The 24,943-nt window shown below is 41.8% G+C and carries 28 protein-coding genes and 1 riboswitch; of the genes, 21 read left to right on the top strand and 7 right to left on the bottom strand.

The window, feature by feature from the left end; genetic code table 11:
• Window positions 1-3: 3 nt before the first annotated feature.
• The 5 genes from AS29_RS14695 (at window position 4) to AS29_RS14675 (ending at window position 3,510) form a co-directional block, all read left to right on the top strand.
• Window positions 4-621 (top strand): methylthioribulose 1-phosphate dehydratase, encoded by a 618-nt coding sequence (locus AS29_RS14695; RefSeq protein WP_035409332.1) that lies wholly within the window; start codon window positions 4-6, stop codon window positions 619-621.
• A 14-nt stretch (window positions 622-635) separates the two neighbouring features.
• Window positions 636-1,172, top strand: a complete 537-nt coding sequence (locus AS29_RS14690) for a 1,2-dihydroxy-3-keto-5-methylthiopentene dioxygenase (RefSeq protein ID WP_035408971.1) — start codon at window positions 636-638, stop codon at window positions 1,170-1,172.
• A gap of 78 nt (window positions 1,173-1,250) precedes the next feature.
• A complete protein-coding gene (locus AS29_RS14685) occupies window positions 1,251-2,081 on the top strand; it encodes a hypothetical protein (protein ID WP_035408969.1) in 831 nt (276 codons plus the stop codon).
• A gap of 112 nt (window positions 2,082-2,193) precedes the next feature.
• Window positions 2,194-2,850, top strand: a complete 657-nt coding sequence (gene cbpA, locus AS29_RS14680) for a cyclic di-AMP binding protein CbpA (protein ID WP_035408966.1) — start codon at window positions 2,194-2,196, stop codon at window positions 2,848-2,850.
• 399 nt (window positions 2,851-3,249) lie between these two features.
• Window positions 3,250-3,510 carry an aspartyl-phosphate phosphatase Spo0E family protein gene (locus tag AS29_RS14675; RefSeq protein ID WP_035408963.1) on the top strand — a complete coding sequence of 87 codons (261 nt, stop codon included), beginning with the start codon at window positions 3,250-3,252 and terminating at the stop codon, window positions 3,508-3,510.
• 43 nt (window positions 3,511-3,553) lie between these two features.
• Here AS29_RS14675 and AS29_RS14670 read toward each other — a convergent pair whose 3' ends face one another.
• Complete coding sequence (locus tag AS29_RS14670) at window positions 3,554-4,285, bottom strand: ZIP family metal transporter (RefSeq protein WP_035408958.1); 732 nt, start codon at window positions 4,283-4,285, stop codon at window positions 3,554-3,556.
• Between the two features lie 251 nt (window positions 4,286-4,536).
• Here AS29_RS14670 and AS29_RS14665 point away from each other — a divergent pair, with 251 nt between their 5' ends.
• The 3 genes from AS29_RS14665 (at window position 4,537) to AS29_RS14655 (ending at window position 7,015) form a co-directional block, all read left to right on the top strand.
• Complete coding sequence (locus tag AS29_RS14665; RefSeq protein WP_035408953.1) at window positions 4,537-5,484, top strand: aldo/keto reductase family protein; 948 nt, start codon at window positions 4,537-4,539, stop codon at window positions 5,482-5,484.
• 13 nt (window positions 5,485-5,497) lie between these two features.
• A complete protein-coding gene (locus tag AS29_RS14660) occupies window positions 5,498-6,493 on the top strand; it encodes a phosphotransferase enzyme family protein (RefSeq protein WP_035408950.1) in 996 nt (331 codons plus the stop codon).
• A gap of 84 nt (window positions 6,494-6,577) precedes the next feature.
• Window positions 6,578-7,015 (top strand): MarR family winged helix-turn-helix transcriptional regulator, encoded by a 438-nt coding sequence (locus AS29_RS14655; protein WP_035408947.1) that lies wholly within the window; start codon window positions 6,578-6,580, stop codon window positions 7,013-7,015.
• A 37-nt stretch (window positions 7,016-7,052) separates the two neighbouring features.
• On the opposite strand, the gene motB is transcribed toward AS29_RS14655, so the two are convergent.
• The gene (gene motB, locus AS29_RS14650; protein ID WP_035408944.1) at window positions 7,053-7,814 is read right to left on the bottom strand and encodes a flagellar motor protein MotB; all 762 of its coding nucleotides are present in this window, start codon (window positions 7,812-7,814) and stop codon (window positions 7,053-7,055) included.
• The gene (gene motA / locus AS29_RS14645) at window positions 7,807-8,598 is read right to left on the bottom strand and encodes a flagellar motor stator protein MotA (protein ID WP_035408941.1); all 792 of its coding nucleotides are present in this window, start codon (window positions 8,596-8,598) and stop codon (window positions 7,807-7,809) included. Before motA ends, motB begins: the two co-directional genes overlap by 8 nt.
• A 198-nt stretch (window positions 8,599-8,796) precedes the next feature.
• Here motA and AS29_RS14640 point away from each other — a divergent pair, with 198 nt between their 5' ends.
• A complete protein-coding gene (locus tag AS29_RS14640) occupies window positions 8,797-10,491 on the top strand; it encodes a M3 family oligoendopeptidase (RefSeq protein ID WP_035408938.1) in 1,695 nt (564 codons plus the stop codon).
• A 128-nt stretch (window positions 10,492-10,619) separates the two neighbouring features.
• Here the strand turns inward: AS29_RS14640 and AS29_RS21925 are convergent, their stop codons facing one another.
• A complete protein-coding gene (locus tag AS29_RS21925; protein ID WP_269449400.1) occupies window positions 10,620-10,745 on the bottom strand; it encodes a hypothetical protein in 126 nt (41 codons plus the stop codon).
• A gap of 200 nt (window positions 10,746-10,945) precedes the next feature.
• On the bottom strand, window positions 10,946-13,090 hold the full coding sequence (locus AS29_RS14635) for an ATP-dependent Clp protease ATP-binding subunit (RefSeq protein WP_035408935.1): 2,145 nt from the start codon (window positions 13,088-13,090) through the stop codon (window positions 10,946-10,948).
• A 193-nt stretch (window positions 13,091-13,283) separates the two neighbouring features.
• Here AS29_RS14635 and AS29_RS14630 point away from each other — a divergent pair, with 193 nt between their 5' ends.
• From AS29_RS14630 to AS29_RS14600, 8 genes are all read left to right on the top strand, one after another.
• Window positions 13,284-14,321: a YkvI family membrane protein gene (locus AS29_RS14630; RefSeq protein ID WP_035408931.1), complete on the top strand. Its 1,038-nt coding sequence runs from the start codon at window positions 13,284-13,286 to the stop codon at window positions 14,319-14,321.
• A gap of 45 nt (window positions 14,322-14,366) precedes the next feature.
• Window positions 14,367-15,098 carry a metallophosphoesterase family protein gene (locus AS29_RS14625; protein WP_035408928.1) on the top strand — a complete coding sequence of 244 codons (732 nt, stop codon included), beginning with the start codon at window positions 14,367-14,369 and terminating at the stop codon, window positions 15,096-15,098.
• A gap of 21 nt (window positions 15,099-15,119) precedes the next feature.
• Window positions 15,120-15,692 (top strand): HAD-IA family hydrolase, encoded by a 573-nt coding sequence (locus AS29_RS14620; protein ID WP_035408924.1) that lies wholly within the window; start codon window positions 15,120-15,122, stop codon window positions 15,690-15,692.
• Window positions 15,693-16,259: 567 nt separating this feature from the next.
• Window positions 16,260-17,612, top strand: coding sequence for a hemolysin family protein (locus AS29_RS14615; RefSeq protein ID WP_035408923.1), 1,353 nt, complete (start codon window positions 16,260-16,262; stop codon window positions 17,610-17,612).
• A 102-nt stretch (window positions 17,613-17,714) separates the two neighbouring features.
• Complete coding sequence (locus tag AS29_RS14610) at window positions 17,715-18,215, top strand: hypothetical protein (RefSeq protein ID WP_035408920.1); 501 nt, start codon at window positions 17,715-17,717, stop codon at window positions 18,213-18,215.
• A 52-nt stretch (window positions 18,216-18,267) separates the two neighbouring features.
• On the top strand, window positions 18,268-18,396 hold the full coding sequence (locus AS29_RS21810; protein WP_231889954.1) for a DUF6254 family protein: 129 nt from the start codon (window positions 18,268-18,270) through the stop codon (window positions 18,394-18,396).
• 138 nt (window positions 18,397-18,534) lie between these two features.
• The gene (locus AS29_RS14605; RefSeq protein WP_082883867.1) at window positions 18,535-19,302 is read left to right on the top strand and encodes a hypothetical protein; all 768 of its coding nucleotides are present in this window, start codon (window positions 18,535-18,537) and stop codon (window positions 19,300-19,302) included.
• 11 nt (window positions 19,303-19,313) lie between these two features.
• Window positions 19,314-19,778 (top strand): hypothetical protein, encoded by a 465-nt coding sequence (locus AS29_RS14600; RefSeq protein ID WP_035408917.1) that lies wholly within the window; start codon window positions 19,314-19,316, stop codon window positions 19,776-19,778.
• Window positions 19,779-19,965: 187 nt separating this feature from the next.
• Here AS29_RS14600 and AS29_RS14595 read toward each other — a convergent pair whose 3' ends face one another.
• Window positions 19,966-21,306 (bottom strand): DUF2254 domain-containing protein, encoded by a 1,341-nt coding sequence (locus AS29_RS14595; RefSeq protein ID WP_051860718.1) that lies wholly within the window; start codon window positions 21,304-21,306, stop codon window positions 19,966-19,968.
• An 82-nt stretch (window positions 21,307-21,388) separates the two neighbouring features.
• Window positions 21,389-21,433: riboswitch (PreQ1 riboswitch) on the top strand.
• A 152-nt stretch (window positions 21,434-21,585) separates the two neighbouring features.
• Here AS29_RS14595 and queC point away from each other — a divergent pair.
• From queC to queF, 4 genes are read left to right on the top strand one after another with little or no spacing between them, the layout of a single operon-like run.
• Complete coding sequence (queC, locus tag AS29_RS14590) at window positions 21,586-22,245, top strand: 7-cyano-7-deazaguanine synthase QueC (RefSeq protein WP_035408914.1); 660 nt, start codon at window positions 21,586-21,588, stop codon at window positions 22,243-22,245.
• On the top strand, window positions 22,242-22,682 hold the full coding sequence (gene queD, locus AS29_RS14585; protein ID WP_035408911.1) for a 6-carboxytetrahydropterin synthase QueD: 441 nt from the start codon (window positions 22,242-22,244) through the stop codon (window positions 22,680-22,682). Before queC ends, queD begins: the two co-directional genes overlap by 4 nt.
• Window positions 22,675-23,406: a 7-carboxy-7-deazaguanine synthase QueE gene (gene queE, locus AS29_RS14580; protein ID WP_035408908.1), complete on the top strand. Its 732-nt coding sequence runs from the start codon at window positions 22,675-22,677 to the stop codon at window positions 23,404-23,406. The genes queD and queE overlap by 8 nt, the downstream gene beginning before the upstream one ends.
• A gap of 13 nt (window positions 23,407-23,419) precedes the next feature.
• Window positions 23,420-23,917, top strand: coding sequence for a preQ(1) synthase (gene queF / locus AS29_RS14575; RefSeq protein WP_035408903.1), 498 nt, complete (start codon window positions 23,420-23,422; stop codon window positions 23,915-23,917).
• A 370-nt stretch (window positions 23,918-24,287) separates the two neighbouring features.
• Here queF and AS29_RS14570 read toward each other — a convergent pair whose 3' ends face one another.
• Entirely contained in the window at window positions 24,288-24,827 is a 540-nt protein-coding gene (locus AS29_RS14570) for a TetR/AcrR family transcriptional regulator (protein ID WP_035408900.1), read from the bottom strand.
• Window positions 24,828-24,943: the final 116 nt, after the last annotated feature.

Here is a 24,943-nt window from a genome sequence, read left to right as displayed (position 1 = left end):
ATTATGGAACAGCGCTGGCGTGAGCTGGCTGAAGTGAAACGTGAGCTTGCAGAAAGAGACTGGTTTCCTGCTACAAGCGGCAATCTTGCAATCAAAACGGGCAGTGAGCCATTAACCTTTTATGTGACGGCGAGCGGCAAGGATAAGAGGAAGGAAAGTTCGGAGGATTTTTTGCTTGTTGACGTCAGCGGGCAGCCGGCGGAAGAAACGGCATTGAAGCCATCTGCTGAAACTCAGCTTCATATCGAGGTCTATACAAGAACGAACGCTGGATGCAGTCTGCACGTTCATACGGTGGACAACAATGTGATTTCTGAGCTATATGCTCAAGAAGGGCAGATAACCTTCACAGGACAGGAAATTATTAAAGCTTTTGGCCTTTGGGACGAAGAGGCCTCCTTCACCATCCCCATCATTCCGAATCATGCCGACATTCCTGAGCTCGCCCGCGTATTTGGCCAGCATGTCCATGGAGATGCCGGTGCCGTTCTGATCAGGAATCATGGAATAACTGTATGGGGAAGAAACGCCTTTGAAGCAAAAAAATATTTAGAAGCTTGCGAATTCCTATTCTCTTATCATCTGAAACTCAAGCAATTCAGCGCTTTACCAATTAACTAATAGGGGGAAGAACAATGGCAACGATTTATTTTCAAAGTACAGGTGAAAGACTCAGCGATCAGGATCAAGTCGCAGCTTTTTTAGAAAAGCAGGAAGTCATTTATGAAAACTGGGATATTCAAAAGCTTCCAGGACATTTAGAGGAAAAGTATGATTTGTCTGATGAAGAAAAAGAAGAGATCCTGCAAGTGTTCAAAACAGAAATAGAGGATATCTCCAAAAGACGCGGCTATCAGGCGCAGGATATCATTTCACTTTCTGACAAAACTCCTAATCTTGAAGAACTGCTGAAAAATTTCCAGCAGGAACACCACCATACAGATGATGAAGTAAGATTCATTGTCAGCGGACATGGAGTTTTCATTATCCAGGCAAAGGACGGTTCTTTCTTCAATGTTGAGCTTGTACCAGGCGATTTAATTTCCGTTCCTGAAAACATCCGCCACTATTTTACACTTCAGGAAGACCGCAAAGTCGTAGCCGTAAGAATTTTCGTTACAAAAGAGGGCTGGGTGCCGATTTACGATAAAGAAGAATTAGAAGCAAAATAAGAAAGAGACGGGGAATATATTTCTCCGTTTCTTTTTTTGTTAGCGTCATGCTAATTTTTGAAGAGGGCTAGGCGGCGGGTGGTTCACTTTACTAATTATATAAAACCTGTAGAGCTGGATCTGTCCCTGGCTAATTTCCTGTCCGATGAGGGAGTGAATTTAGCTGGCTATTTAGGCATTCCGGCTGGGAAATTGAGAGGGACGGCTGGAAAAATAAGTTTGGCTGGAAAGAGGGGCGGAACGGCCGGAAAAGGGAAGGATTCGGCTGGAAGCAGGGTAGAACCGGCTGGAAAACGGAGTAGACCAGCTGGAAAAATAAGTTTGGCTGGAATGAGGGGCGGAACGGCCGGAAAAGAGAAGGATTCGGCTGGAACCAGGGCAGAACCGGCAGGAAAACGGAGTAGACCGGCTGGAAAAATAAGTTTGGCTGGAAAGAGGCGCGGAACGGCCGGAAAAGAAAAGGAGTCGGCTGGAATCAAGGCAGATCCGGCTGGAAAACAAAGGGGAACGGCTGGAAAAAATAAGTTTGGCCGGAATGAGGGGCGGAACGGCCGGAAAAGAGAAGGATTCGACTGGAATCAGTGCAGAACCGGCTGGAAAACAAAGGGGATCGGCTGGAAAAATAAGTTTGGCTGGAAAGAGGGGCGGAACGGCCGGAAAAGAGAAGGAATTCGCTGGAATCAGTGCAGAACCGGCTGGAAAATAAAGGGGATCGGCTGGAAAAATAAGTTTGGCCGGAATGAGGGGCGGAACGGCCGAAAGCAGCCTCGAAATTGGCCAGTGGCTCGCGGTAACTGTCCGGTGTTTTTAGTATGTTCTCCAATTCATCTCTTCAGCAGCTCAATCATACGGTCATTCAAAACTATAATTTACATAACAGCTTTTTATGGGATTAGAATCATAGACTAAAAGGTATAAGACTACTAACTAACTGAAAAATCATAATTTTCTTTACTTATACTCACCTTAAGTGTAAAATTCTCTAAAATCCTTATCAGTCTACTTTACTAGGAGGGCTATGATGAAAATCCGTTATAACTATGTGAAAAAAGAAGAGGTAAAGTACTGTGATGCTTCAAGTACTGTAAAGGAAGCATATGATCAATTGAAGGAAACCGGATACAGGAGCATTCCGGTTCTTGGTGACGGCGGAAAAAAATTTGCCGGTTTAATTTATAAAGTAACCCTCCTTGAGTATTACCATGAGATGGATGGAAAAGATGAAGATTCAATTGCGTCGCTTATAAAAGATGAGGATGCATTTATTTTAGAGGAAGAATCCTTTATTAAAGCATTTTTAACGATTAAAAGATTGCCATTTCTAGCTGTCATCAATGAAGATCAGGAGTTCGCTGGAATCATGACGCATACAAATATTATGGAAGTACTGGAGGATTCCTTCGGTATGAAGACAGGCGGATATTTAATGACTGTCGCAACAAAGGAGCATAAGGGAGCGATCAAGGAACTGGTAAGTACCGTAAAGGATGTTAACATAGAGGGAATGCTGACCTTGGATAATGGGGATTATTTGCGGAGAATTGTTGTAAATCTATCGCATGAATTAACGGAAAAGAAGCTGAATAAGATTATCAGCAAGCTGGAAGAAAAGGATTTCCGCGTCACCTCAATTGATGATGTTCATAAGGAAAAGGCTGTCGCATTAAAAGGGAATTAAGTTCAGATTAGAAATCAAATGGGCTTGGGGATGTCTTCCTCAGGCTTTTTGTTTTGGCTTTTATCGTTAAAAACGTAAGCGATGGCTCCAGATTGTGCGCCGACTGAATTATTCTCCATGCCGCGCTGCTCACGTCTGATCAGGCTCTATGGGTATTCCATAAAGTTTGGACAGCATTAGCAAAATATACTTTTTTATTTTTTATTGAATTTTAATTATACATTTTTATATAAAAAAGAGGTTTACTTACTTCGCAAAATGGGAACAAAGTAATAAAATCTAAATATTAACAATTATGTAACATATTTATATATGATTCGGCAAATTTTTCTCTAGGAATTTACAAAATTAGGTTTTTGAAAATGCCCGGCTTTATAAATCCTATGAGGAGGAGAAAATGTGATTGTACATGAACAAAAAGAAGAACTGATCACTAAAATTAATGCGAAAAGAGAGGAAATGATTTCAGCTGCCACATCTAAAAGCTTTACGAGCAGCGAAGTCGTTAAGTACAGCCAGGAATTGGACGAGCTGTTGAATCAATTTCAGATGCTTGAATGGGGGGAGGACCGGACGTCCACACCCTTTTCAAAACTGGTCACCCGAGTGGCCAAATGGGGATTTGCATCAGAGTCGCAGCAGGCTGCTGCAGAGCATTAAAATACAAGACTGGGAGAAATAAGCTTCCAGTCCTGTTTACGTATTAGAAGGCCTCAATAAGCATTAGCATAATCACTATCCCTGTAATAAAGGCATAGGTTGCTGTGCGTTCATTTCCGTCGCCGTGACTTTCAGGAATAAGCTCTTTATAAATAATGAACAGCATAGCTCCAGCCGCAAAAGAAAGTCCGTATGGGACGAGCGTATTTACATAAGCAGTCAAATAATACCCTAGCAGTGATGTTACAATTTCAACGGCTCCGGTAGCAGTTGAAATTAAGAATGCTTTCATTCTTCCGATATTTTGGCTGATTAAAAATAAGGCGACTAAAAATCCTTCCGGGGCGTTTTGAAAGCCTATTGCGAAAGCAATCAAATTCCCCGTTTCGCTTGCATCAGCCGCATAGCTTACACCTACGGATAATCCTTCAGGAAGATTGTGAAGAGTAATAGCTGCAATGATCAGCATTGCTTTCTCATCAAATTGTATTCCGCTTCTCGAATGCTCAAGATCAATATGGGGAATCTGTTTCTCCAATATGGTAAGAACTATTACTCCTAAAAATAATCCCGCCACGACTTGAAGCATTCCTCCAATTTTTAATGCTTCAGGAATGAGGCTGAACATGGAGGCGGTCATCATGATGCCAGCTGAGAAAGCCAGCAGGATATCGCGCCATTTATGAGTGAGTGTATTTTTTAAAAATAAGATAGGTACAGCGCCCAATCCAGTTGATAGGGCGGATAGAATACTTCCGGTAAAAACGTCGTCCATGTGTCACCTCAACATTCCATTTCTTATTCTCCCAGCTCATTCAAATGTACCACAAACTGCCTGTAAATTAAAAAGCCTGCGTTTCATTTCGACAATTCTCTGTCAACGGGCCGATTATGTCGTCTTTCGTAGAATGGTTTCACCCCAAATTCCCTTTACGATGTTGGAAATTTCTGATAAGTTTAGAGTGATTTTAAGGAATTCTGTCAAACACTCTACAAGCGTAGACGATTACACACGGGGGGATTGGGATGAATTATAGAAGGTTAGGGAGATCAGGATTGAAGGTGTCGGAAATCAGTCTTGGGAGCTGGCTTACATTCGGGCAGACGATCGACGAAAAGTCGGCGGAATTGATTATACATAGTGCATATGAAGCGGGCATTAACTTTTTTGATTGTGCTAATGTATACGCAAAAGGAATGGCTGAACAGGTTATGGGGAAGGCACTGAAATCGTTTGAAAGAGAATCCTATGTTGTAACTACAAAGGCATTTTGGCCGGTAGGGGATGGTCCGAATGACAGAGGTCTATCCAGAAAGCATATTATGGAGCAAGTCCATTCTTCCTTGAAAAGAATGAACTTGGATTATATAGATATCTTTTATTGCCATCGGTATGATACGGAAACTCCCCTCGAAGAAACACTTAGAGCCATTGATGATTTAATCAGACAGGGGAAAATCCTTTATGCAGGAGTAAGTGAATGGTCAGCTGCACAGCTTCAGGAAGCGGTTCATGTAGCAGACCGTTATCTGCTCGAGAGAATCGTTGTTAACCAGCCGCAATACAATATGTTTCACCGTGATATAGAAGAAGAAATTATGCCAATCAGCGAAAAGAATGGAATTTCCCAAGTTGTTTGGTCGCCTCTTGCTCAAGGGGTACTGACAGGGAAGTACATGGAAGGCAAAATTCCTAAGGGAAGCCGTGCATCCAACGAAGAGGTTAACACGTGGGTTAAGGAAATTTTAAATGATATTATGAATCGGAAGGTGTCTATGCTTTCTGAGCTGGCTTCCAGTCTTGATATTAGTCTGGCACAGCTGGCACTTGCCTGGACCTTAAGAAACCCCAATGTTGCAAGTACGCTTGTCGGAGCTTCTACTCCAGAGCAAATTGAAGAGAATGCAAAAGCTTCTGAGGTCATTCTCACTTATGAAGTCCTAAATGAAATTGAAAGCATTCTTGCTATATAAAAGGAGAAGAAAGATGGAACCGTCTGTTCGGAAGCAATTTAATGAAGAAATCATTAAGGAGGCTGCTCATTTTTTTGGTGCGGATGCTCAAATTGCTAAAAAACTCGGCGAAGCGGAAAATTATGTGTACGAAGTTAAGCTTGATGGAGCTCCTGCCATTTTAAGAATTACCCATTCCAGCCACAGGAGCTTAGATCAGCTTCTGGCTGAACTGGAATGGATTGAGTTTTTACATAGGAAAGGCATTCGTGTTAGCCGGCCATTTAACTCAAATGGAGCCAATGTCCATGTGATTCCTTTAGAAACAGGAACCGAATTTTACTGCTGTTTATTTGAAAAAGCGATGGGCGATCGAATTACCGCAGATGGGCCCCAATGGACTGAACCGCTGTTTATTGAATGGGGCAGAACGATAGGGAAAATGCATAACGCCTCTATTGAATATGAGCCCGCTCCAGGCAAAACCCGCAGACCGCATTGGAACGAAGAAGAACTGCTTGATATAGAGCGGTATAAACCGGACGTTTCGGATGAAATTCTTCAGCAGAAGAATATACTGCTTCGCAAGCTTAATGGACTTACAAAAAACAATTTCGGCCTTATCCATTCTGACTTGCATACAGGGAACTTTCATTACCACCGGGAGGAGCTTTATTTGTTCGACTTTGATGACAGCTCCTATCACTGGTTTGCAAGTGACGTAGCCATTCCCCTCTATTACTATGCCTGGACTCTTGAAAAGAATGGAGAGCCGAATCCTGTGGAAAAATGCACACTCTTTTTCAGTGGATTTTTAAAGGGATATGAACAGGAAAGAAGTTTTACTGAGGAAATGGCAAATAGCATTTCTATTTTCCTTAAGCTGAGGGACTTTGTCCTTTACACATTTTTATTAAAAAAATTTGGAGCGGAAGAAATCGAGGAGACTTATCGAAATTTGATGTCCGCTATTAAACAAAGGATAGAAGAGGATCGCGAAATCATTTCAATAGAATGGAACGTTTATTGAAACCGTTCTATTGACTTCGCATGGATATTTTACTATGATTTAGTTGGAATTCAAGATTTTCTAAATTTGAAGGATTGATATAAAATGAATGATTCAGAACAATCACTAAAGCTATTTGTTGTTTTGTCCCGGGCTTACCGCGCGATTAACGACAGAATGAACAAGCATATTACTTCTTTTGGGCTTAACCCAACCGAATTTGGTGTATTGGAGCTGCTTTACCATAAAGGCGATCAGCCCCTTCAGCAAATCGGAGGAAAGATTTTATTGGCCAGCGGAAGCATTACCTATGTAGTGGACAAGCTTGAGCAGAAAGGCTTTCTTGCCCGCAAAGCATGTGATAAAGATCGCAGGGTTACTTACGCCCACATAACCGATGAGGGAAAAGCTCTCATCGAAGACATATTTCCATCTCATCAGCAGAAGATCGATGACATTATCGGTATTCTCTCAGAAGAAGAAAAAGCACAGGCTATTGAAATGATGAAACGCATTGGTTTTCATGCTAAGGATCAAAAATAAGACCCTCCATTTACGGAAGGTCTTTTTTTATCTTGTTTTATTCGGCCGCGTTTTTTGAGGCCAAAGGGAGGATGAGGATTTCAACACGGCGGTTTTTTTGTCTTCCTTCAGCGGTCTTATTGTTAGAGATTGGTTTGAACTCTCCATATCCTTTTGCACTGAACAATTCCGGAGACAGCTTAGGATTTGTAAGCAGCAGCTTCATAAACTCGACAGCTCTCATTACACTAAGTTCCCAGTTGGAATCAAATACCCCGTTATTAATGGGAATATTATCGGTATGACCGCTGACAATAATACTTCTCGGGGGCTCCATGACAAGGAGCTGGGAGATTTCTTTTGCCAGATCCTCATCCCGTTTCCGCACATAAATGCTTCCTGATTCGAAAAGAATATCATTGTTGATGGTGATCAGAAGACCTTCATCAGTAAGAGAGGTCTTCAGTTTAGCATTGAGGCCTTTATTAGTGATATATTCATTTATTTTCTTCTCCGCTTCCTTCAGCCTCTCAAGCTCTTGCTTCTGTTCCTGCTGTTCTTTGGGCTCGATCTTGGTCACATCCAGCTGCTCCATTTCTCCATCCGGTAATGGGCTTGGATACTCCATTATTCCAGTACCGCCTTCAAAGGTGCTGTTGAAAGCCCTTGCCATCATTTGAAATTTATTCGCATCAATGGAACTCATGGCAAAAAGGACAATGAAAAGGGCGAGAAGAAGAGTTAAAAGATCGGCATAAGGAATGAGCCATGACTCGTCCATATGCTCATCATGCTTTTCTTTTCTCTTCCGTTTAGCCATTTGAATTCTCACCCTCCATCTTTAGTTTTGCTCTTTCACCGGCAGGGAGATACGTTGCCAGCTTCTGTTCAATTGCTTTTGGTGCCTGTCCTTCTAATACAGAGAGGACGCCTTCGATCATGACTTCTCTGATTTTAACCTCCTGGCGGGATTTGCGTTTTAATTTGTTTGCAAAAGGGTGCCAGAGGACATATCCTGTATAAATTCCAAGAAGGGTCGCAATGAAAGCTCCTCCAATTGCGTGTCCAAGTTCATCTGTTTTGTCCATATGGGAGAGAGCGGCAATCAGTCCGACTACAGCTCCAAGAACTCCTAGTGTTGGAGCGTATGTGCCTGCTTGAGTGAAAATAGCTGCTCCTGATGCATGGCGGTCTTCCATCGCTTCTATTTCCTCACTCATCACATCTCGGATAAAATCCGCATTCTGTCCGTCAACAGCCATGCTCAATCCATTTTTCAGGAACACATCATCCACATCTGAAAGCTTTGCTTCAAGTGCGAGGAGACCTTCCTTCCGGGCGACTTGTGCCCATTCAGAAAACATGGGGATCAACTCTTGAATGGACGGTATTTTTCTTTCTTTAAATAAGACCCCGAATAGCTTTGGGACTCTTTTTACTTCGTCTGCCGGAAAAGCTGTAACAACAGCGGCTGCAGTTCCGACGATGATGATTAGAATCGCAGCAGGGTTGATCAGTACAGAGAGGTTAACCCCTTTAAGGACCATCCCTACACCAACTCCTACGATTCCTAAAATGAGACCTATGAGTGTTGTTTTATCCATGTCTTCACCAAACCTTTGTACATCTGTATTCCGGTTTTCTTAATGCACCGGTGCGGGTATGAGCCCTTTGTCTACTACCTATATCGGATAAATCGTGCCAATCTTAATAGGAAAAAGGAAATCATCCTTAGAAGGGATTTTAAGACTGGATGAAGAATTACTAAAGGAAGGTTATTTCATAGGAAAGGCAGTGTTACCATGCGTTTTGAACAATACATATACAAAAGACCAGATCTTAATCAAATACAGACAGAATTTAAGGAAGCCCTCCAGTTATTTAAAGTAGCTGATAGTTTTGAAGATCAGGATCAGGCGATGAAAAAAATTTATAAAATCCGGAATGCAGCGGATACGATGTCAAACATTTGCTATATCCGACATTCAATTGATACGAATGATGACTTTTACAAAGAAGAGCAGGATTTCATGGACGATCTTCAGCCGCATATCCAGGCGCTTGTAACGGAGTTTTACGAGGCGCTGGTCCGCTCGAAATACCGTGAAAAATTAGAATCGAATTGGGGGCAGCAGCTTTTTGATCTTGCTGAAACCCAGCTGAAGACCTTTAAGGAAGAGGTTCTTGAAGATCTGCAGGAGGAAAACAAGCTGTCCAGTGAATATACGAAGCTTGTAGCCTCAGCGAAAATTGAATTTGACGGGAAAGAATACACCCTCGTGCAGCTTCAGCCCCTTGCAGAGTCTACAGACCGGAATTTGCGCAAACGGGCAAGCGAAGCAAAATTTGCATTTTTTTCGAGCCAATCGGAAAAGTTCGACGAAATTTATGACAAGCTTGTGAAAATCCGCACCAGAATTGCGAAGAAGCTTGGCTTCCGTACATTTACGGAACTGGGATATGCAAGGATGAACCGGATTGATTATACCTCTGAGATGGTGAGCAAATTTCGCAAACAGGTAGTGGAGCATATCGTTCCAATCGCGACAAGCTTATATGAGCGGCAAAAAGACCGCCTTGGCATGGATGAGATGGTCTATTATGATGAGGCAGTTGAATATACATCAGGAAATGCAGTCCCAAAAGGAGATCCTGATTGGATTGTGAATAACGGCAAACAAATGTACAAGGAGCTTTCAGCTGAAACAGATGAATTCTTCCAATTCATGGCGGATAAAAATCTTCTTGATTTGCTTGCTAAAAAAGGCAAAGCAGGCGGGGGCTACTGTACGTATATTGCGGACTATGAGTCACCATATATTTTCGCTAATTTTAACGGTACTTCAGGGGATATTGATGTGCTGACACATGAAGCCGGGCACGCATTCCAGGTTTACATGAGCCGCGGATTTGATGTTGCGGAGTATCAGTGGCCGACACATGAAGCCTGTGAAATCCATTCTATGAGCATGGAGTTTTTTACATGGCCCTGGATGGAGCTCTTCTTTAAAGAGGATACGGAAAAGTATAAATTTTCACATTTAAGCGGAGCCCTTAAGTTCATCCCTTATGGAGTTGCAGTCGATGAATTTCAGCATTTCATCTATGAAAATCCAGATGCTTCACCAGCGGAGAGAAACCTTGCGTGGAGAGAGCTGGAAAAGAAATATCTTCCACACCGTGAATACGAAGACAGCCATTATCTCGAGCAGGGGGGCTTTTGGCAAAAGCAAAGTCATATCTATAATTCGCCCTTCTATTATATTGATTACACCCTGGCCCAAATTTGTGCGCTTCAGTATTGGAAACAGCTTCATGAAGACAGAGAGGCGGCTTGGAGCAGCTATTTGAACCTGTGCAAGAAGGGAGGAAGCAAAGCATTCCTTGGACTGGTAGAAGCAGCTGGCCTGAAATCACCGTTTGATGAAGGCACCGTAGAATCCGTAGTTGGTGAAATTACCGAGTGGCTGAATCAAGTGGATGATAAAGCATTATAATAAAGGAAAAAGAACAGCCCTCTGAACCGGAGGGCTGTTTGTTTTGGCATTTTATTGGGGAGCGGCGGGGGATTGACAAAATGGGGAGCGGGCATTGAAATAACCGGTACGGATCATAAGCTGCCTTTTTATTTTTCCCTTTTCGTTTTACGTTCCATCTCTTTGAATTCTTCTTTAAGCTGCTCCCGTTCGATTAACTGAACTGCTTTCTCTTCTTCCAGTTTTTTTAGCTTCCAAAGTCCGTATTCATTCATGGTGCTGAAGCTCCTCCTTTTTCATACCTTCTCATTGTAAGGAGATCGAGATAAAAATGAATCGGATAGATGCCTGTTTTTAATAAAGAAGGAGGAGTCAGGAGGAATTGTTCAAATTTTTATAAAAAATAACCCCCCGAATGCTCATAAGGGGGGTTATTTCAATTATTTTCTCTAAGGAGAACTTTTCAGAAAGACCTCTATATTTTATCGGATTTCGAAACTGTGATGCTCCCATTTTCAACATTTGCCTGTACATGATCCAGTTCATTGTAATCAATGAGCAGGTCAGTTATTTGGTCTTCCAGCTGTTCCTGGATGACCCGGCGAAGAGGCCGTGCACCGAATGCAGGGTGATATCCCAGTTCAGCCAATTTGTTTTTTGCTTCATCAGAAACGGTCAGCTTCATGTTCTTTTCATGTAAAGTTTCTTGAAGTTCTTCAAGCATGAGCTCAACGATCGAAAGCATATGTTTTCTTTCGAGGGATTGAAACTCAATGATTGCATCAAAGCGATTCAGGAACTCCGGTTTAAAGAATGTTCCAAGTGAATCAAGCAGTGTGCTCTCTTTTATGGCTGCTGTTGCTTCTGTATCAAATCCTACAGTCATTCGTTTTTCGGAAGTGCCTGCATTGCTGGTCATGATGATGACCGTATCCTTAAAGTTGACCGTACGTCCATGACTGTCCGTTAAACGCCCGTCTTCCAGGATTTGAAGGAACATGTGCTGTACATCAGGATGAGCTTTTTCAATTTCATCGAGAAGCAGAATGGTGTATGGATTTCGGCGGACTTTTTCTGTGAGCTGTCCGCCATCATCATGTCCCACATATCCAGGAGGGGAGCCGATAATTTTGGATACAGCGTGTTTTTCCATATATTCACTCATATCAAGACGAATCATGGAGTCTTTCGTTCCGAAAAGCTCTTCTGCCAATGTTTTGGTCAGCTCCGTTTTTCCCACACCTGTAGGACCTGCGAAAAGGAATGACCCAATAGGACGATTTTTGCGTTTCAAACCGGCACGGCTTCTGCGAATTGCTTTTGCTACTTTTTGTACCGCTTCTCCCTGGCCGATTACTTTTTTAGCAAGACTATCTTCAAGATTCTTCATCTTAGCTTGTTCATCTTCTTGAATCTTTCCAACAGGAATACCGGTTTTCTGTTCAATAATGGCCTGGATTTCGCTGAGGCCAACAATCATTTTTTCTTGATGATCCTGTTTCTCAAGCTGTTTTTCAAGAAGAATCTCCTCGTGGCGGAGTTTTGCCGCAAGCTCATAATTCTCTTCAGCTGCCGCTTTTTCTTTATCTTTCGCGAGTTTGCTGAGCTGATCGTGAATATCGGCTTCCTCAACCCGGTCTGCTTTCAGATTGGCTTTTGAACCGGCCTCATCAAGCAAATCAATCGCTTTATCCGGCAGAAAACGATCTTGAATGTAGCGGTGAGAAAGAGTTACACAAGCCCGGATGGCTTCATCGCTGAATGTAACTCCATGATAATCCTCATATTTTGACTGAATGCCTTGCAGGATTTCAATGGCTTTATCCAAGGATGGTTCGTGAACCATGACTGGCTGGAAGCGGCGCTCCAGAGCAGCATCCTTTTCAATCTGGCGGTATTCTTTTAAAGTAGTTGCCCCAATTAGCTGCATTTCACCCCGTGCAAGTGCAGGCTTTAAAATGTTTCCTGCATCCATAGAGCCTTCCGCAGATCCCGCTCCGACTACTAGGTGTATTTCATCTATAAATAAAATGACGTTTTTACGTGATTGAAGCTCAGCTATGAGTTTTTTCATCCGGTCTTCGAACTGGCCGCGCATGCTCGTATTGGCAACGAGTGATGCTATGTCGAGCAAATACACTTCTTTTTTCATCAATTTAGATGGAACGTTTCCTTCAGAAATTTTCAATGCGAGACCTTCAGCTACAGCTGTTTTACCAACACCGGGTTCACCAATAAGAACCGGATTGTTTTTATTGCGCCGGTTAAGAATTTCAATCACCCTGTTTACTTCATCTTCCCGGCCAATGACTGGATCGATAAGCCCCGCTTTGGCAGCATGGGTAAGATTGCGGCCCATTTGGTCAAGAAGCCCTCCGCCATTGCGGCTTGATTTTTGATTCTCTGCACCAGGTGTCCCTTCATCCTGACTGCCAGCATTTTTAAAGAACTGATCGAACGGGAAGGAAGAGAATCCTCCGCCGCTGATACCGCTGGAAGGGATTTGACTTTCATAATGTGAAAAGCATGTATTGCAGAGCTGTAATTGTTTACGGGCTCCGTTAAATTGAACATGTAATTGAACGGTTGCCTGATTTTGCTTACAGTTTTGACATTGCATAAAAAAACAACCTCCTTAAAATTCAACTGACTTTGACTATCTTTGACTATTATTATAATTTGACCTTTTTTGACTTTCAAGTATTTTGTTTGAGAAAATTTTTTGGGGCTGAAAAGAACTTTAATCCATCTTTATCCTTCTTTTCAAGGAACTTGTCTCATAGCTTTATATAGAAGAGGAGGGATGGACCGTCATGCAAAATAAGAGCTTTATCATCGTGCAGATTGCTTTTGTGTATGTTGGAACAGTTGTCGGGGCAGGCTTTGCAACTGGGAAAGAAATTGTGGAATTCTTTACCCGTTTTGGTGCGGCGGGAACCATCGGGATTCTCCTTGCAGGAAGTTTGTTTATTCACCTTGGAACCAAGCTGATGGTGATTGCATCAAGAATTCAAGCTCCCTCCTTTAAAGAATTGAATCTATTTTTATTAGGAAAGCATGCAGGGCAGGCAGTAAACGCAGTCATGCTGCTCTTATTATTTGGGGTAACCTCTGTCATGGTATCGGGAGCTGGAGCGATATTTGAAGAACGATTAGCGCTTCCGCACTCAGTCGGGGTGCTGATTAGCATTCTTTTAACTTTAATCATTATGGCGAAGGGCTTGCATGGAGTTGTCGGTGTTAATATGCTGGTTGTGCCGATGCTGCTTCTGCTTAGTCTGGTAGTCATGACAAGCTCTATAACAGAGGGGGGATTGAAGACTGTCTTGACCGGTTTTAGGCTCTCCGATAGCGGCTGGGCCGTTTCCTCTGTTTGCTATGCCGCCTATAACCTCGGACTTGCTCAGGCTGTTCTCGTCCCCCTTGCAGCTGAGATAAAAGATGAGAACGTACTAAAAAAAGGAGGAAGGCTCGGCGGACTGATATTAATGATCATTATGCTTGGCAGCCACTTAGCTCTTCTTTATGTCCCAGGTGCTGTAAAGTTTGAAGTTCCGATGGCTGAGGTAATGAATACAGTCTTTTCGGCTGCTTATTATTTGTACGTGCTGGTAATTTTCGGAGAAGTGCTCACCTCTATTATTGGAAATTTATACGGGATGGAGCGTCTTCTTTCTCAATTTTTCAAGGTTCCCAGAATGGTGATGATTGCCATCATTTTGGCGGTTTGTTTTTTCTTAAGCTTTATTGGATATGGGAAATTAATTTCTGCCATTTATCCAGTCATTGGGTACATAAGCCTTTTATTTCTAGGAGCATTGCTTCTGAAAAAGAAACCAAAGAGGGGATGATCTTATGGTAGAATGGAATCTGTCTGGAAGAAGGAGTGAAGTCGATTGAACCGTATAGCTGTTATTTCAGATATACATGGTAATGTCCCGGCTCTTGAAGCCGTTCTGGACGATATTCATTATAGAAGAATCGAAAAAATTATTTGCCTGGGAGATTTGGTAGGGAAAGGTCCTCAATCTCATGACGCGATTGCGATGGTTAGAAAGCATTGTGAAATTACGGTTAAAGGAAATTGGGATGATTTTATAACAAAGGATTCCGAATTTGAGACATTGAAATGGCATCAGAATCAGCTGACTGATGAGGACCGCCGCTATTTAACAAAGCTTCCTTTTTCAGCTGAACTGACCATGAGCGGCAGACTAATCCGGTTATTTCATGCTTCGCCTTACAGCATATATACAAGGATTCAGCCATGGGATTCAATTGAACGAAGAATGAGCATGTTCGAAGATACAGAAATGACTGGAAAATCTTCAAAGCGGCCAGATGTAGCAGGCTATGGAGATGTTCATCAGGCTTTTGTTCACCAATATAAGGAAAAAATGCTGTTTAATACAGGCAGTGTGGGGAACCCGCTCGATATGACCCAGGCCTCCTATGCCGTTCTTGAGGGGCTTGAAGGTGAAGAGGCGGAAGGACCGTTCTCTATCCAGCTTATCCGGGTTCCGTATGATATTGAACGATCAATCCGGATTGCCCGGGAAGCGGATATGCCTGACTTGAAGGAATACATTCAGGAACTTACTACGGCTAAGTACAGAGGACTTAGCTGAAGGATAAGGGTGATAGTTGACATGCATATTTTATGGGATTTTGACGGGACACTGTTTAATACGTACCCGGCGTTTACCGAAACGATGTACAAGCTTTTAAAGTCTGAAGTGAAAAAAGAGCATATATTTGAACAGCTGAAGGTATCTTTTTCTCATGCTGCAAGCACCTTTGGGATGACAGACGAGGATATTGCCGATTTTAAACGAAATGAAAAGGCATTGTCTCCTGTTTTAAAGCCGCCCTTCCCATATGTAGAAAAGGTGCTGAAACACGCATCAAAAAATGTAATCATGACTCATAAAACAAGAAGTGAAGTGGATGCAATATTAAATTATTACGGGTGGGAGCATTACTTCGATGAAATTGTAGCAGGTGATGATGGATATCCCAGAAAGCCAGATCCGGCATCTTATATATACCTTCATCAAAAACACCATATTGATCTTGCTATAGGTGACCGGGAACTGGATATTCTTCCGGCGAAAAAGCTCGGAATAAAAACGTGTCTTTTTCAAAATGATTCGGAGGGGGCCGATTTTTATTTAATTGACTACCGGCAATTTGCAGATAAAGTGGCTCCTTCCTTTAAATAGCTATAACAAAAAAAGCGCTTGCGCTTTTTTTTTGTTATAGCTCGTCTAGGGACTGGATAATGAAAAACCCTCCAATCCAATGAAAAAATGAGATATAAGATGGTAACCAAGTATTTTTCTAGAATTTTCGTCATATTTATAAGGAAATTGGAAAACTGTTATGTTTGACTGGATACTTTTCTTTCGTATATGATTCTAGTAACTATACAAAGATTGGGGTGATAAGATGGGGCAGTGAACATGTTGAAGTATTTAAGGGATCCAGCCGATCATTCGGTTTTCCCGTATCAGGCTGCTTCATGCTTATCGGCCACAATTAACGGCCGGAACCATCCGATGAAATACTTCGGATGCATGTTGACGGATTTTGAGTGGAAGGCAGTTTTTTAGATTATTCATACAATATTGTAAAATGAATGATCTGCCGGCTCAAAGCCGATTGTAAGAACCTTGGAACGGTTTACTTTTGCCGCTGAATCCGGCACCGCCATCAATTGATGATGGCCATTTTATAATCAACCCAGGAGGTGACTTCCTTTTCCGTAAATTACGGAACAAGGAACATATTTGGACATAGTAAATTTATTGCTCATTGCAATATTGATTGGATTAACCGCGTTTTTCGTGGCATCTGAATTCGCTATTGTAAAGGTAAGAAGTTCTCGTATTGACCAGCTGATCGCGGAAGGAAATAAAAACGCGAAAGCAGCAAAACGCGTCATTTCCAATTTGGATGGCTATCTATCAGCCTGTCAGCTTGGAATTACTGTGACAGCGCTTGGAATCGGGTGGCTTGGGGAACCAACTTTTGAACATATGCTAAAACCGCTATTTGTTCAGCTTGGTTTGCCAGAGGCACTGACACCGGTTATCTCTATTGCTTTTGCATTCGCCATCATGACCTTTTTGCACGTCGTTATTGGTGAATTGGCTCCTAAAACGTTAGCGATCCAAAAAGCAGAGGAAATTACCTTGCTGCTCGCGCGTCCGCTCATTCTGTTCAATACCATTATGTACCCTTTTATATGGGCCCTTAACGGCTCTGCCAGATTTGTAACTGGTTTATTCGGACTAAAGCCTGTATCTGAGCATGAATTGGCACATAGTGAAGAAGAGCTTCGAATCATTCTTTCAGACAGCTATAAAAGCGGTGAAATTAATCAATCTGAATTTAAATATGTCAACAAAATCTTTGAATTCGATAACCGGATTGCAAAGGAAATCATGGTTCCCAGAACGGAAATCGTCTCCTTGTCTATTGATTCTTTAATGGATCAAAATATCGAAATTATGCAAAATGAGAAATACACAAGGTATCCGGTAACAGACGGCGATAAGGACCATATTATTGGAATGGTGAATATCAAAGAGGTGTTCACGAATTTAATTCAGAAAAACAGCAAGGATTCTTTTTCTCTTAAGGAATATGTTCGTCCGATTATCCAAGTGATTGAATCGATTCCGATTCAGGACCTGCTTGTGAAGATGCAAAAGGAACGGATCCACATGGCGATCCTGATTGATGAGTATGGGGGAACAGCCGGTCTTGTAACGGTTGAGGATATTTTAGAAGAGATTGTTGGAGAAATTCGTGATGAATTTGATACAGATGAAGTTCCTAACATTCAAAAAATCAACGACAACCGCTATATTTTAGATGGGAAAGTCCTAGTAAGTGAAATAAACGATATGTTCGGCCTCGAAATTGATGATAAAGATGTTGATACAATTGGCGGCTGGGTGCTGACTGAAAAGTTTGATATCCAAAAAGGCGATACAGTTCAATTTGGGTCTTTTACATTTAAAGTTCGGGACATGGAAAATCATCACATTAAATATTTGGAACTGACAAGGCAAGTTAAGGAAAGTCCAAGTGCTGTTCTTGAACAAGTAGATCGAAGTGTAGCAAGTACAACTTGAAAGAACCACTAAACACCTGCTTTTAAAGCAGGTGTTTTTTTTTACTCTTTTCCGAAAAAGCAATGCATAAACTATAGAAAGTTGCAGACAGGAGAGGAGAATATGGGCAGTAACCATAAAAAGCTGTTTGGTTTGTTTCTTATTCTGTTTGGACTGTATTACTTTTTAAAATCTTTAGGGATTTTTACGGAAATTGGAGTATATGCATGGCCGTTTATACTTTTAATTCTTTCGGGTGCCTTTCATATCGCTTTTTTCCTTGGAGGCTGCAAAAAGGAGAAGGCGGGCCTCCTTTTGCCGGGTGGTGTCTTACTTGTCTTAGGGCTGCTGTTCATTTTTGAAACAGCTGCAGGCTGGAATTACGCAGGCAGCACATGGCCAGTTTATCTCCTTGCTGCTGCTTTTGGCTTGTTTGAGCTCTGGCTTTTTGGAGGCAGGGAGCGAGGGCTGCTCATTCCGATCTGCGTGCTTTCCGCAGTTGGCGGCTTCTTTTTTGCGGAACATTTTCTCTCCTTTAGAGGAAGTTTCTGGCCACTTGCCGCTATCATCATTGGGCTATATTATGTTTTCAGAAAAACCAATCCTGATAAGCCTGAAGAATAAATCCTCTCTTCTTAAAGAAACTAAAGGTAATCGAGAGGAAAGGATGAATACAATGAGCCAATCTAAAAAACAGGAAGAACGACAATGGAAGGATCATAAGCAAGCCCAGCACCCTCATGGTGAAGTGAAATCACTGAAAGAGCTATCTAGGGAAACAGATAAGGATTCAAAAAGGTCTTAATGGCTGCCTCTTAAAGGCAGCTTTTTTCTTAATTTTGCAAAGTTTAATTTGAATCCATACGGCACAATGCATCCTATAGAATAGCATGGATGCTATTGGACAAAATAGTACGGATTCCTTAAGAAAAGAGGGAGCCTGGTGCCTGTAAATTCTTCTCAGCGACGGAGGATGATTGCCACCGTCAATCCATATATGACAAACTTGTTTCATTTGAGAAATCCATTTATTGTTGCCTGGTGGTCTGCATCCTTTCCGGGATTTGGCCACGTCCTATTAGGGAAATACATAACCGGCTTTTTGCTAATGGTCTGGGAAGTTTTTGCAAATAATATAGCTCATTTAAATGAGGGGATTTTTTACAGTATGACAGGCAGGCCGGAAGCTGCCTTAAAGGTCATGAATGAGGAATGGCTATGGCTTTATGTAACGTTTTATGTGTTTATCATTTGGGATAGTTACAGGCAGGCCATTGAGTACAATAAATACTATATTTTGTCGGTCCGGGAAGGCGCACCCATTCAAATGAAAAATATAAATCCTCTTGAAATCAATGTCCTTGAGAAACGAAAACCTGGCTATGCCTTATTTTGGTCTCTGCTTACACCGGGACTTGGACATTTTTATCTAAATCGCCTTCCATCCATCGTATTTGGTGTTTTCTTATGGATCATTACCGCCTATTATTCTGGTCTTTATAAATGTGTCCTATATACTGTAAGAGGCGAATTTGAACTTGTTTCCCAAACCGCAAATCCTCAATGGTTTCTTTTTTTGCCTTCATTATATGTTTTTCTCGCTTATGACAGTTATGTTAGTACAGTTGAATACAATAAGCTTTTTGACAGAGAGCTGGAAAAGCATTTGAAAGCCAGCTATCAGAACCGGGATTTCAAAATGCCGCTGTAGATAAGGACGTGGTGAAGCTGAATTACTTAATCACAACTTTCACATACTCTACTTCGCTTGAATTGCTCTTAACAGAAATAGAAAAAGCGGGAGTCCATCAAACGCAGATTATGGCCATTCCTATGGAACGACTGGGAGAATTTCAAACCCTGTTTGATACGGATCTCTCTGATGATCAAAAGAGTCTGCTGGATTTAGCTGGTGTTTTTGGGGCAGTATTCATGCTTTTAGGGGTTATTTATGGTCTTTCCTTATTCTGGGGACCAGTCATTTGGGGCTCGATTGGACTGATTTTTGGTATGATATCTGGCTTTTCTGTCGAATATTTATACAAGAAAAAAAGAAAAGAGCCTTTCTTAAAAAAACATGAAAAAGAGGTAGTTATTATTCTGCATATTGAGAATTCATTGACAGAACGGGTAAAAAAAATCATTCAGAGTCATGGTGCGAAAGGAATCGGAACAGTAAAAAAATAAGAAAAAGCTGTATTCAGGTGGTCTTTTAATGCGTCTCGCCCTTTGCTTTTTTACCTTTTTTTACCTGCTTCAGTGCTTTCTCACCTTCCGCTCCAATCAGCATAACCCATATTTGTTCTTAGCACCTATACAAAAAGCAAAACCCCCGGAATGATCACACAAGGTATCACGGAGGTTTCAATACTAATCATTTGCTCTCATCAGAAAGCCCCTTTTTAATTCCCTCAAATTGACCATCTCTGCAGCAGGCGTGAGCCAGTTTTTGAAACTGATGGTTAAGATAGGACCGATCAAGGCTGATCCAATCAACCTCTTGCAGCCCTTCAAGAATATAACATGAAAATTTCCAGATGATGTCTTTTACTTCTTTATCATTGTTTTCCGCCACTATGGTAAGGGCAGATAAAATGGAATGCATAACGGCTGTGTCTTCTTTTCCATGGTGTCTGATCAGATAAAAGCTTTTATAAAGCAAATCCTCAAAGGAGGGTTTATGAAAAATGACACGCAGTCTTTGTGCTTTATCCGTATAATAGGGTGTTGGAGTGTAGCTTTTCCCAAGACGGGTTAGAATCCGTGCAATATGCTCAACCGCATTTGCAGTTGTATATGGATCGTTAAATGCCGGAGAAATGGATCGAATGGCAATCTCTGAAAGCTTTTGGATGCCAAACCCCACATCCCTGACAGGCTCCTGCTCAGGTATGATCAGAATCTGATTCAGCAGGCTGTCAGCATCGCTTAGCTCATCTTGTCCCCAATAGGTAAGCAGAGGTGTTCCTTCATCTACGTAGCTGCCTAATGATTTTTCAACTTTTATGGTTATCTTTGATTTTTCAGCTGCCTGAATCAATTCCCGTACTTGCACGTGCTGTATGTATCCGGCTTTTTTGCTCTTCAGCTGTCTGTCTATTCCTGAAGTAATTTCTTCCGCTCCAGCGTAATCTCTCATGGCATTAAGGCTTTGATCTTCTTCATAATTTTCCTTCCACGCCTTCATTGTTTTGCTTGCGATTTGAAAGATCAGGTTGCTGACCTTAATTGACGCGACCGAATGATGGATAAAGTAGACAAACGCAGCAAGGCATGCGAAAGCAACACCGATGGCTAGAGCGGGGACAATAAACAAGTCGCCGCTTTTACCCTTTGCTAAAAGCAATAGTACAATCGTATAAACAAATCCGCCGGTAAACATGCCAAGAACGCGCTGAGAGCTGCGGTCAGACGTAAAGTTCTGCAAAGCTCTTGGAGAAAACTGGGCTGCATAAGTAGTCAACACGACCAAAATAGAAGAAAACGTGATGGTCGTCATGGTTAATAGCGATGTGGCGATCGAGCTTAAAATGGTTTGAGCAAGCTGCATATCAGATAGAAACAGGTCAGGTATGTAATCGTATAATTCCGTATGTTTTGAAGCATATTGGTCAAGAGCCATACTCACATATGCCAGTAACAGGGCAATCATTCCATAAATCAAAGGGATAAACCAGAAGCTGGCTCTTACTTGCAAAAAACGGTTCTTTTCCATAAATGCTCCTCCTGTTATTGGCAGACGGCCATTTTTCATGTATAGTGAACAGGTCAGCTAAATACAAATCCGTTTCAAATGAACGGGAGAGGTTCTAGCACAACCCTCTATAAAAAACTAAGGACAGCAATATCAAAGGCGTTCCTTGGATATTGTTTTTGTTTTTTTATAGACCATTCGCTAAGGCACCTCTATTGGGGTGCCTTTATTATTTCACCGAATTGAATCATGATAAACATGGTTGTGACTGGAAGCTCCGTCAACAGGAGGAGATTCAACATGAAAAATGAAAAAGCGCTAGTTGTCTTTAGCGGAGGACAGGACAGCACAACATGCCTGTTCTGGGCACTAAAGAATTATAAAGAAGTAGAAGCCGTCACATTTAATTATAATCAGCGCCACAAGCTTGAAATTGAGATTGCCGAATCCATTGCAAAAGAGCAGGGCATCCGGCACCACGTCCTGGACATGTCCCTTTTGAATCAGCTTGCACCGAACGCATTGACAAGAAATGATATTGTAATTGAACAAAAAGAAGGCGAGCTCCCATCGACTTTTGTTCCTGGCAGAAATCTGCTGTTTCTATCATTCGCATCCGTTCTGGCCAATCAGATTGGGGCCAGGCATATCATTACCGGTGTTTGTGAAACAGATTTCAGCGGCTATCCGGATTGCCGGGATCAATTTATAAAATCATGCAATGTGACCGTAAACCTGGCCATGGATGAGCAGCTTGTCTTCCACACACCGCTTATGTGGCTTAACAAAGAAGAAACGTGGCAGCTTGCAGATGAATTGGGAGCCCTTGATTATGTCCGGACGAAAACCCTCACATGCTATAACGGAATTCCGGCAGATGGCTGCGGGGAATGCCCGGCATGTGTGTTACGAAAAAGTGGCCTTGAAGCCTATTTGAACAAAAAGGAGGCGGCGCAATGATTCAGCAGATTTACCCTCAAGTGAACCATGACTATCAATATGAGCTCAATAAAGACATGCATCTGTCTGCCGCCCATTATGTTCCTCATGAGAGTGCAGGCCCGTGCCGGAATGTTCATGGTCATACGTATTTTGTGAATGTTACGATTGCCGGAGACACGCTTGATGAGTCAGGGTTTCTTGTAAACTTCAAAACGCTGAAAAATCTTGTTCATGGACAATTTGATCATACGATTTTAAATGAGCATGCCCTTTTTCAGTCCGGGAGTCCAGAAGATTTTCCGACGACAGAAGTAGTTGCCCGAAAAATAAGTGAAGTGATTCAGGCAGAATTGGATCAGCTTCCCGGCAAGCCTGTCTGTGTACAGGTATTTGTCAGAGAAACACCGACAAGCTATGTGGTCTTTCGTCCGAAGAAGGTGAAAAGCAATGGCTGAAACGATTCCGGTTCTTGAAATTTTCGGCCCGACGATCCAGGGGGAAGGGATGGTCATCGGCCAGAAAACAATGTTCATTCGAACGGCAGGCTGCGACTATTCCTGTTCGTGGTGTGACTCCGCTTTTACATGGGACGGTTCCGCGAAGAATGAAATCATCCAGATGGATGCCGAGCAGGTGTGGGCAGAGCTCACCCGGGTTGGCGGAAACCGTTTTTCGCATGTGACGGTATCCGGAGGAAATCCGGCGCTGCTGAAAAATTTACAGCCGGTCATTGCACGGCTGAAAGAAAAAGGGATGGAAATCGCTCTTGAAACGCAGGGAAGCCGCTACCAGGATTGGTTTACGGAAATCGATGACCTTACCATATCCCCTAAGCCCCCAAGCTCAGGGATGAAAACAGATTTTGATGTGCTAAGCAGTATTTTTACCCGTTTGAGGGATGCTGGTACCCTCTCTTCAGCTAGCTTAAAAGTTGTTATATTCAATGCTGAGGATCTCGCCTTTGCAAAAAAGGTCCACTTGACGTATCCCGGTATTCCGTTTTATCTGCAGGTCGGAAATGACGATACAGCTACAACAGATGATGAAGCCTTGATGAAAACACTGATGAGCCGCTACCAATGGCTAATTGATGAGGTAATGGAGGATGAACAATTAAATCTTGTCCGCGTTCTCCCGCAGCTGCACACGCTGTTATGGGGAAATAAACGCGGCGTATAAAGGAGAAATGAAAATGAGCGGAAGAAAAGACGAAGAACTGACAGGCGTAACTCTATTAGGAAACCAAGGAACGAACTATTTATTCGAATATTCCCCGGACATTCTTGAATCCTTTGAAAATAAGCATATCAACCGGGATTATTTTGTTAAATTCAATTGTCCGGAATTTACGTCCCTGTGCCCAAAAACAGGACAGCCGGACTTTGCAACCATTTATATCAGCTATATTCCAGACAAGCTGATGGTGGAAAGCAAATCCTTGAAGCTATATCTTTTCAGTTTCAGAAACCACGGCGATTTTCATGAAGACTGCATGAACATCATCATGAATGACTTGATTGACCTGATGGATCCCCGCTATATCGAAGTTTGGGGGAAATTCACACCAAGAGGCGGAATCTCCATCGATCCGTATACGAATTACGGGAAGCCTGGAACGAAGTACGAAACAATGGCGGAACACCGTTTAATGAATCATGATTTGTATCCGGAGAAAGTGGACAATCGTTAGTAACCAAAGGTTAGGAAACTGTCTCTTTGATCACAAGAAAACACTGAATTTGTGACCATTTATATTGAAAATTACTCAGGATGTGACCAAGCATATTTACGTTTAAGGTGTCTTTAAGAGGCACCTTTCTTTATGTCTAAGCCTGATTAAAATTATGATTGATTAAAAGGACAGGGGGAGCTTTTCACCATTACATATAACTGATTTTCCTATACAGCTGATAGGTATACAATCCCTACAATCAAACTTATTTTTAAAGGCTGTTTTTTTGAAGGGAGAAAATGACTACTTTCTCTATACTAAAAAGGAGAAATTAAACTTATTGTTTTGATTTTCCAACTTCCATGGTGAGCTTTCTATCTTGAGGAATCTAAATATGCTTTTCATATAGCTGCACAACTTGCTTTGCTACAGTTTCAATATCACTATCTACTTCTTCTAGTACATAAGATTCCAATACTCCCATTGTTGCCGTTCCTAAGAACTTCAAAAAAATATGCCTATCGATAATGGGATGCGAATCTTCATTAAGCTTTTTATTTATCTCCCACATTGTAAAAGACAATAGCTTTTTACGAAATGATGAAGCACCTTGACTTTTAAATAATGCCGCAAAAAATGATTTATGTTCCTCAAAATAGGCAAACCATAATATCGAACCTTCTATGATGCCTTTGTCTTGTTTTTGATCACATATTTCTCGCAATTGTGCTATATGATCATCCACAATCTTATCTAACAAATCGTATTTATCAAGGTAATGTAGGTAGAATGTTTTTCGACTAATGTTGGCTGTTTCCGCAATATGTTTAACCGTAATTTCGTCAAATCCATCCGTAACTAACATTTGTAAAAACGTCAATTGTATAGCCTGTCGAGATTTTAAAATTCTTCGATCTATTTTGTCCACACAGCAGTCCTCCTCAAATTTGTAAACAACACAAGCAATCTGTGTATTAATACTCATCTTGCGTAATGTGGTAATTGAATCAACTATTCCTTTATTTTAAAATAAATATACACGAG

The organism is Bacillus sp. SJS (genome assembly GCF_000732485.2).
Lineage (GTDB): Bacteria > Bacillota > Bacilli > Bacillales > Bacillaceae > Metabacillus_B > Metabacillus_B sediminis.
This window is presented reverse-complemented; position numbering and strand designations above follow the sequence as displayed.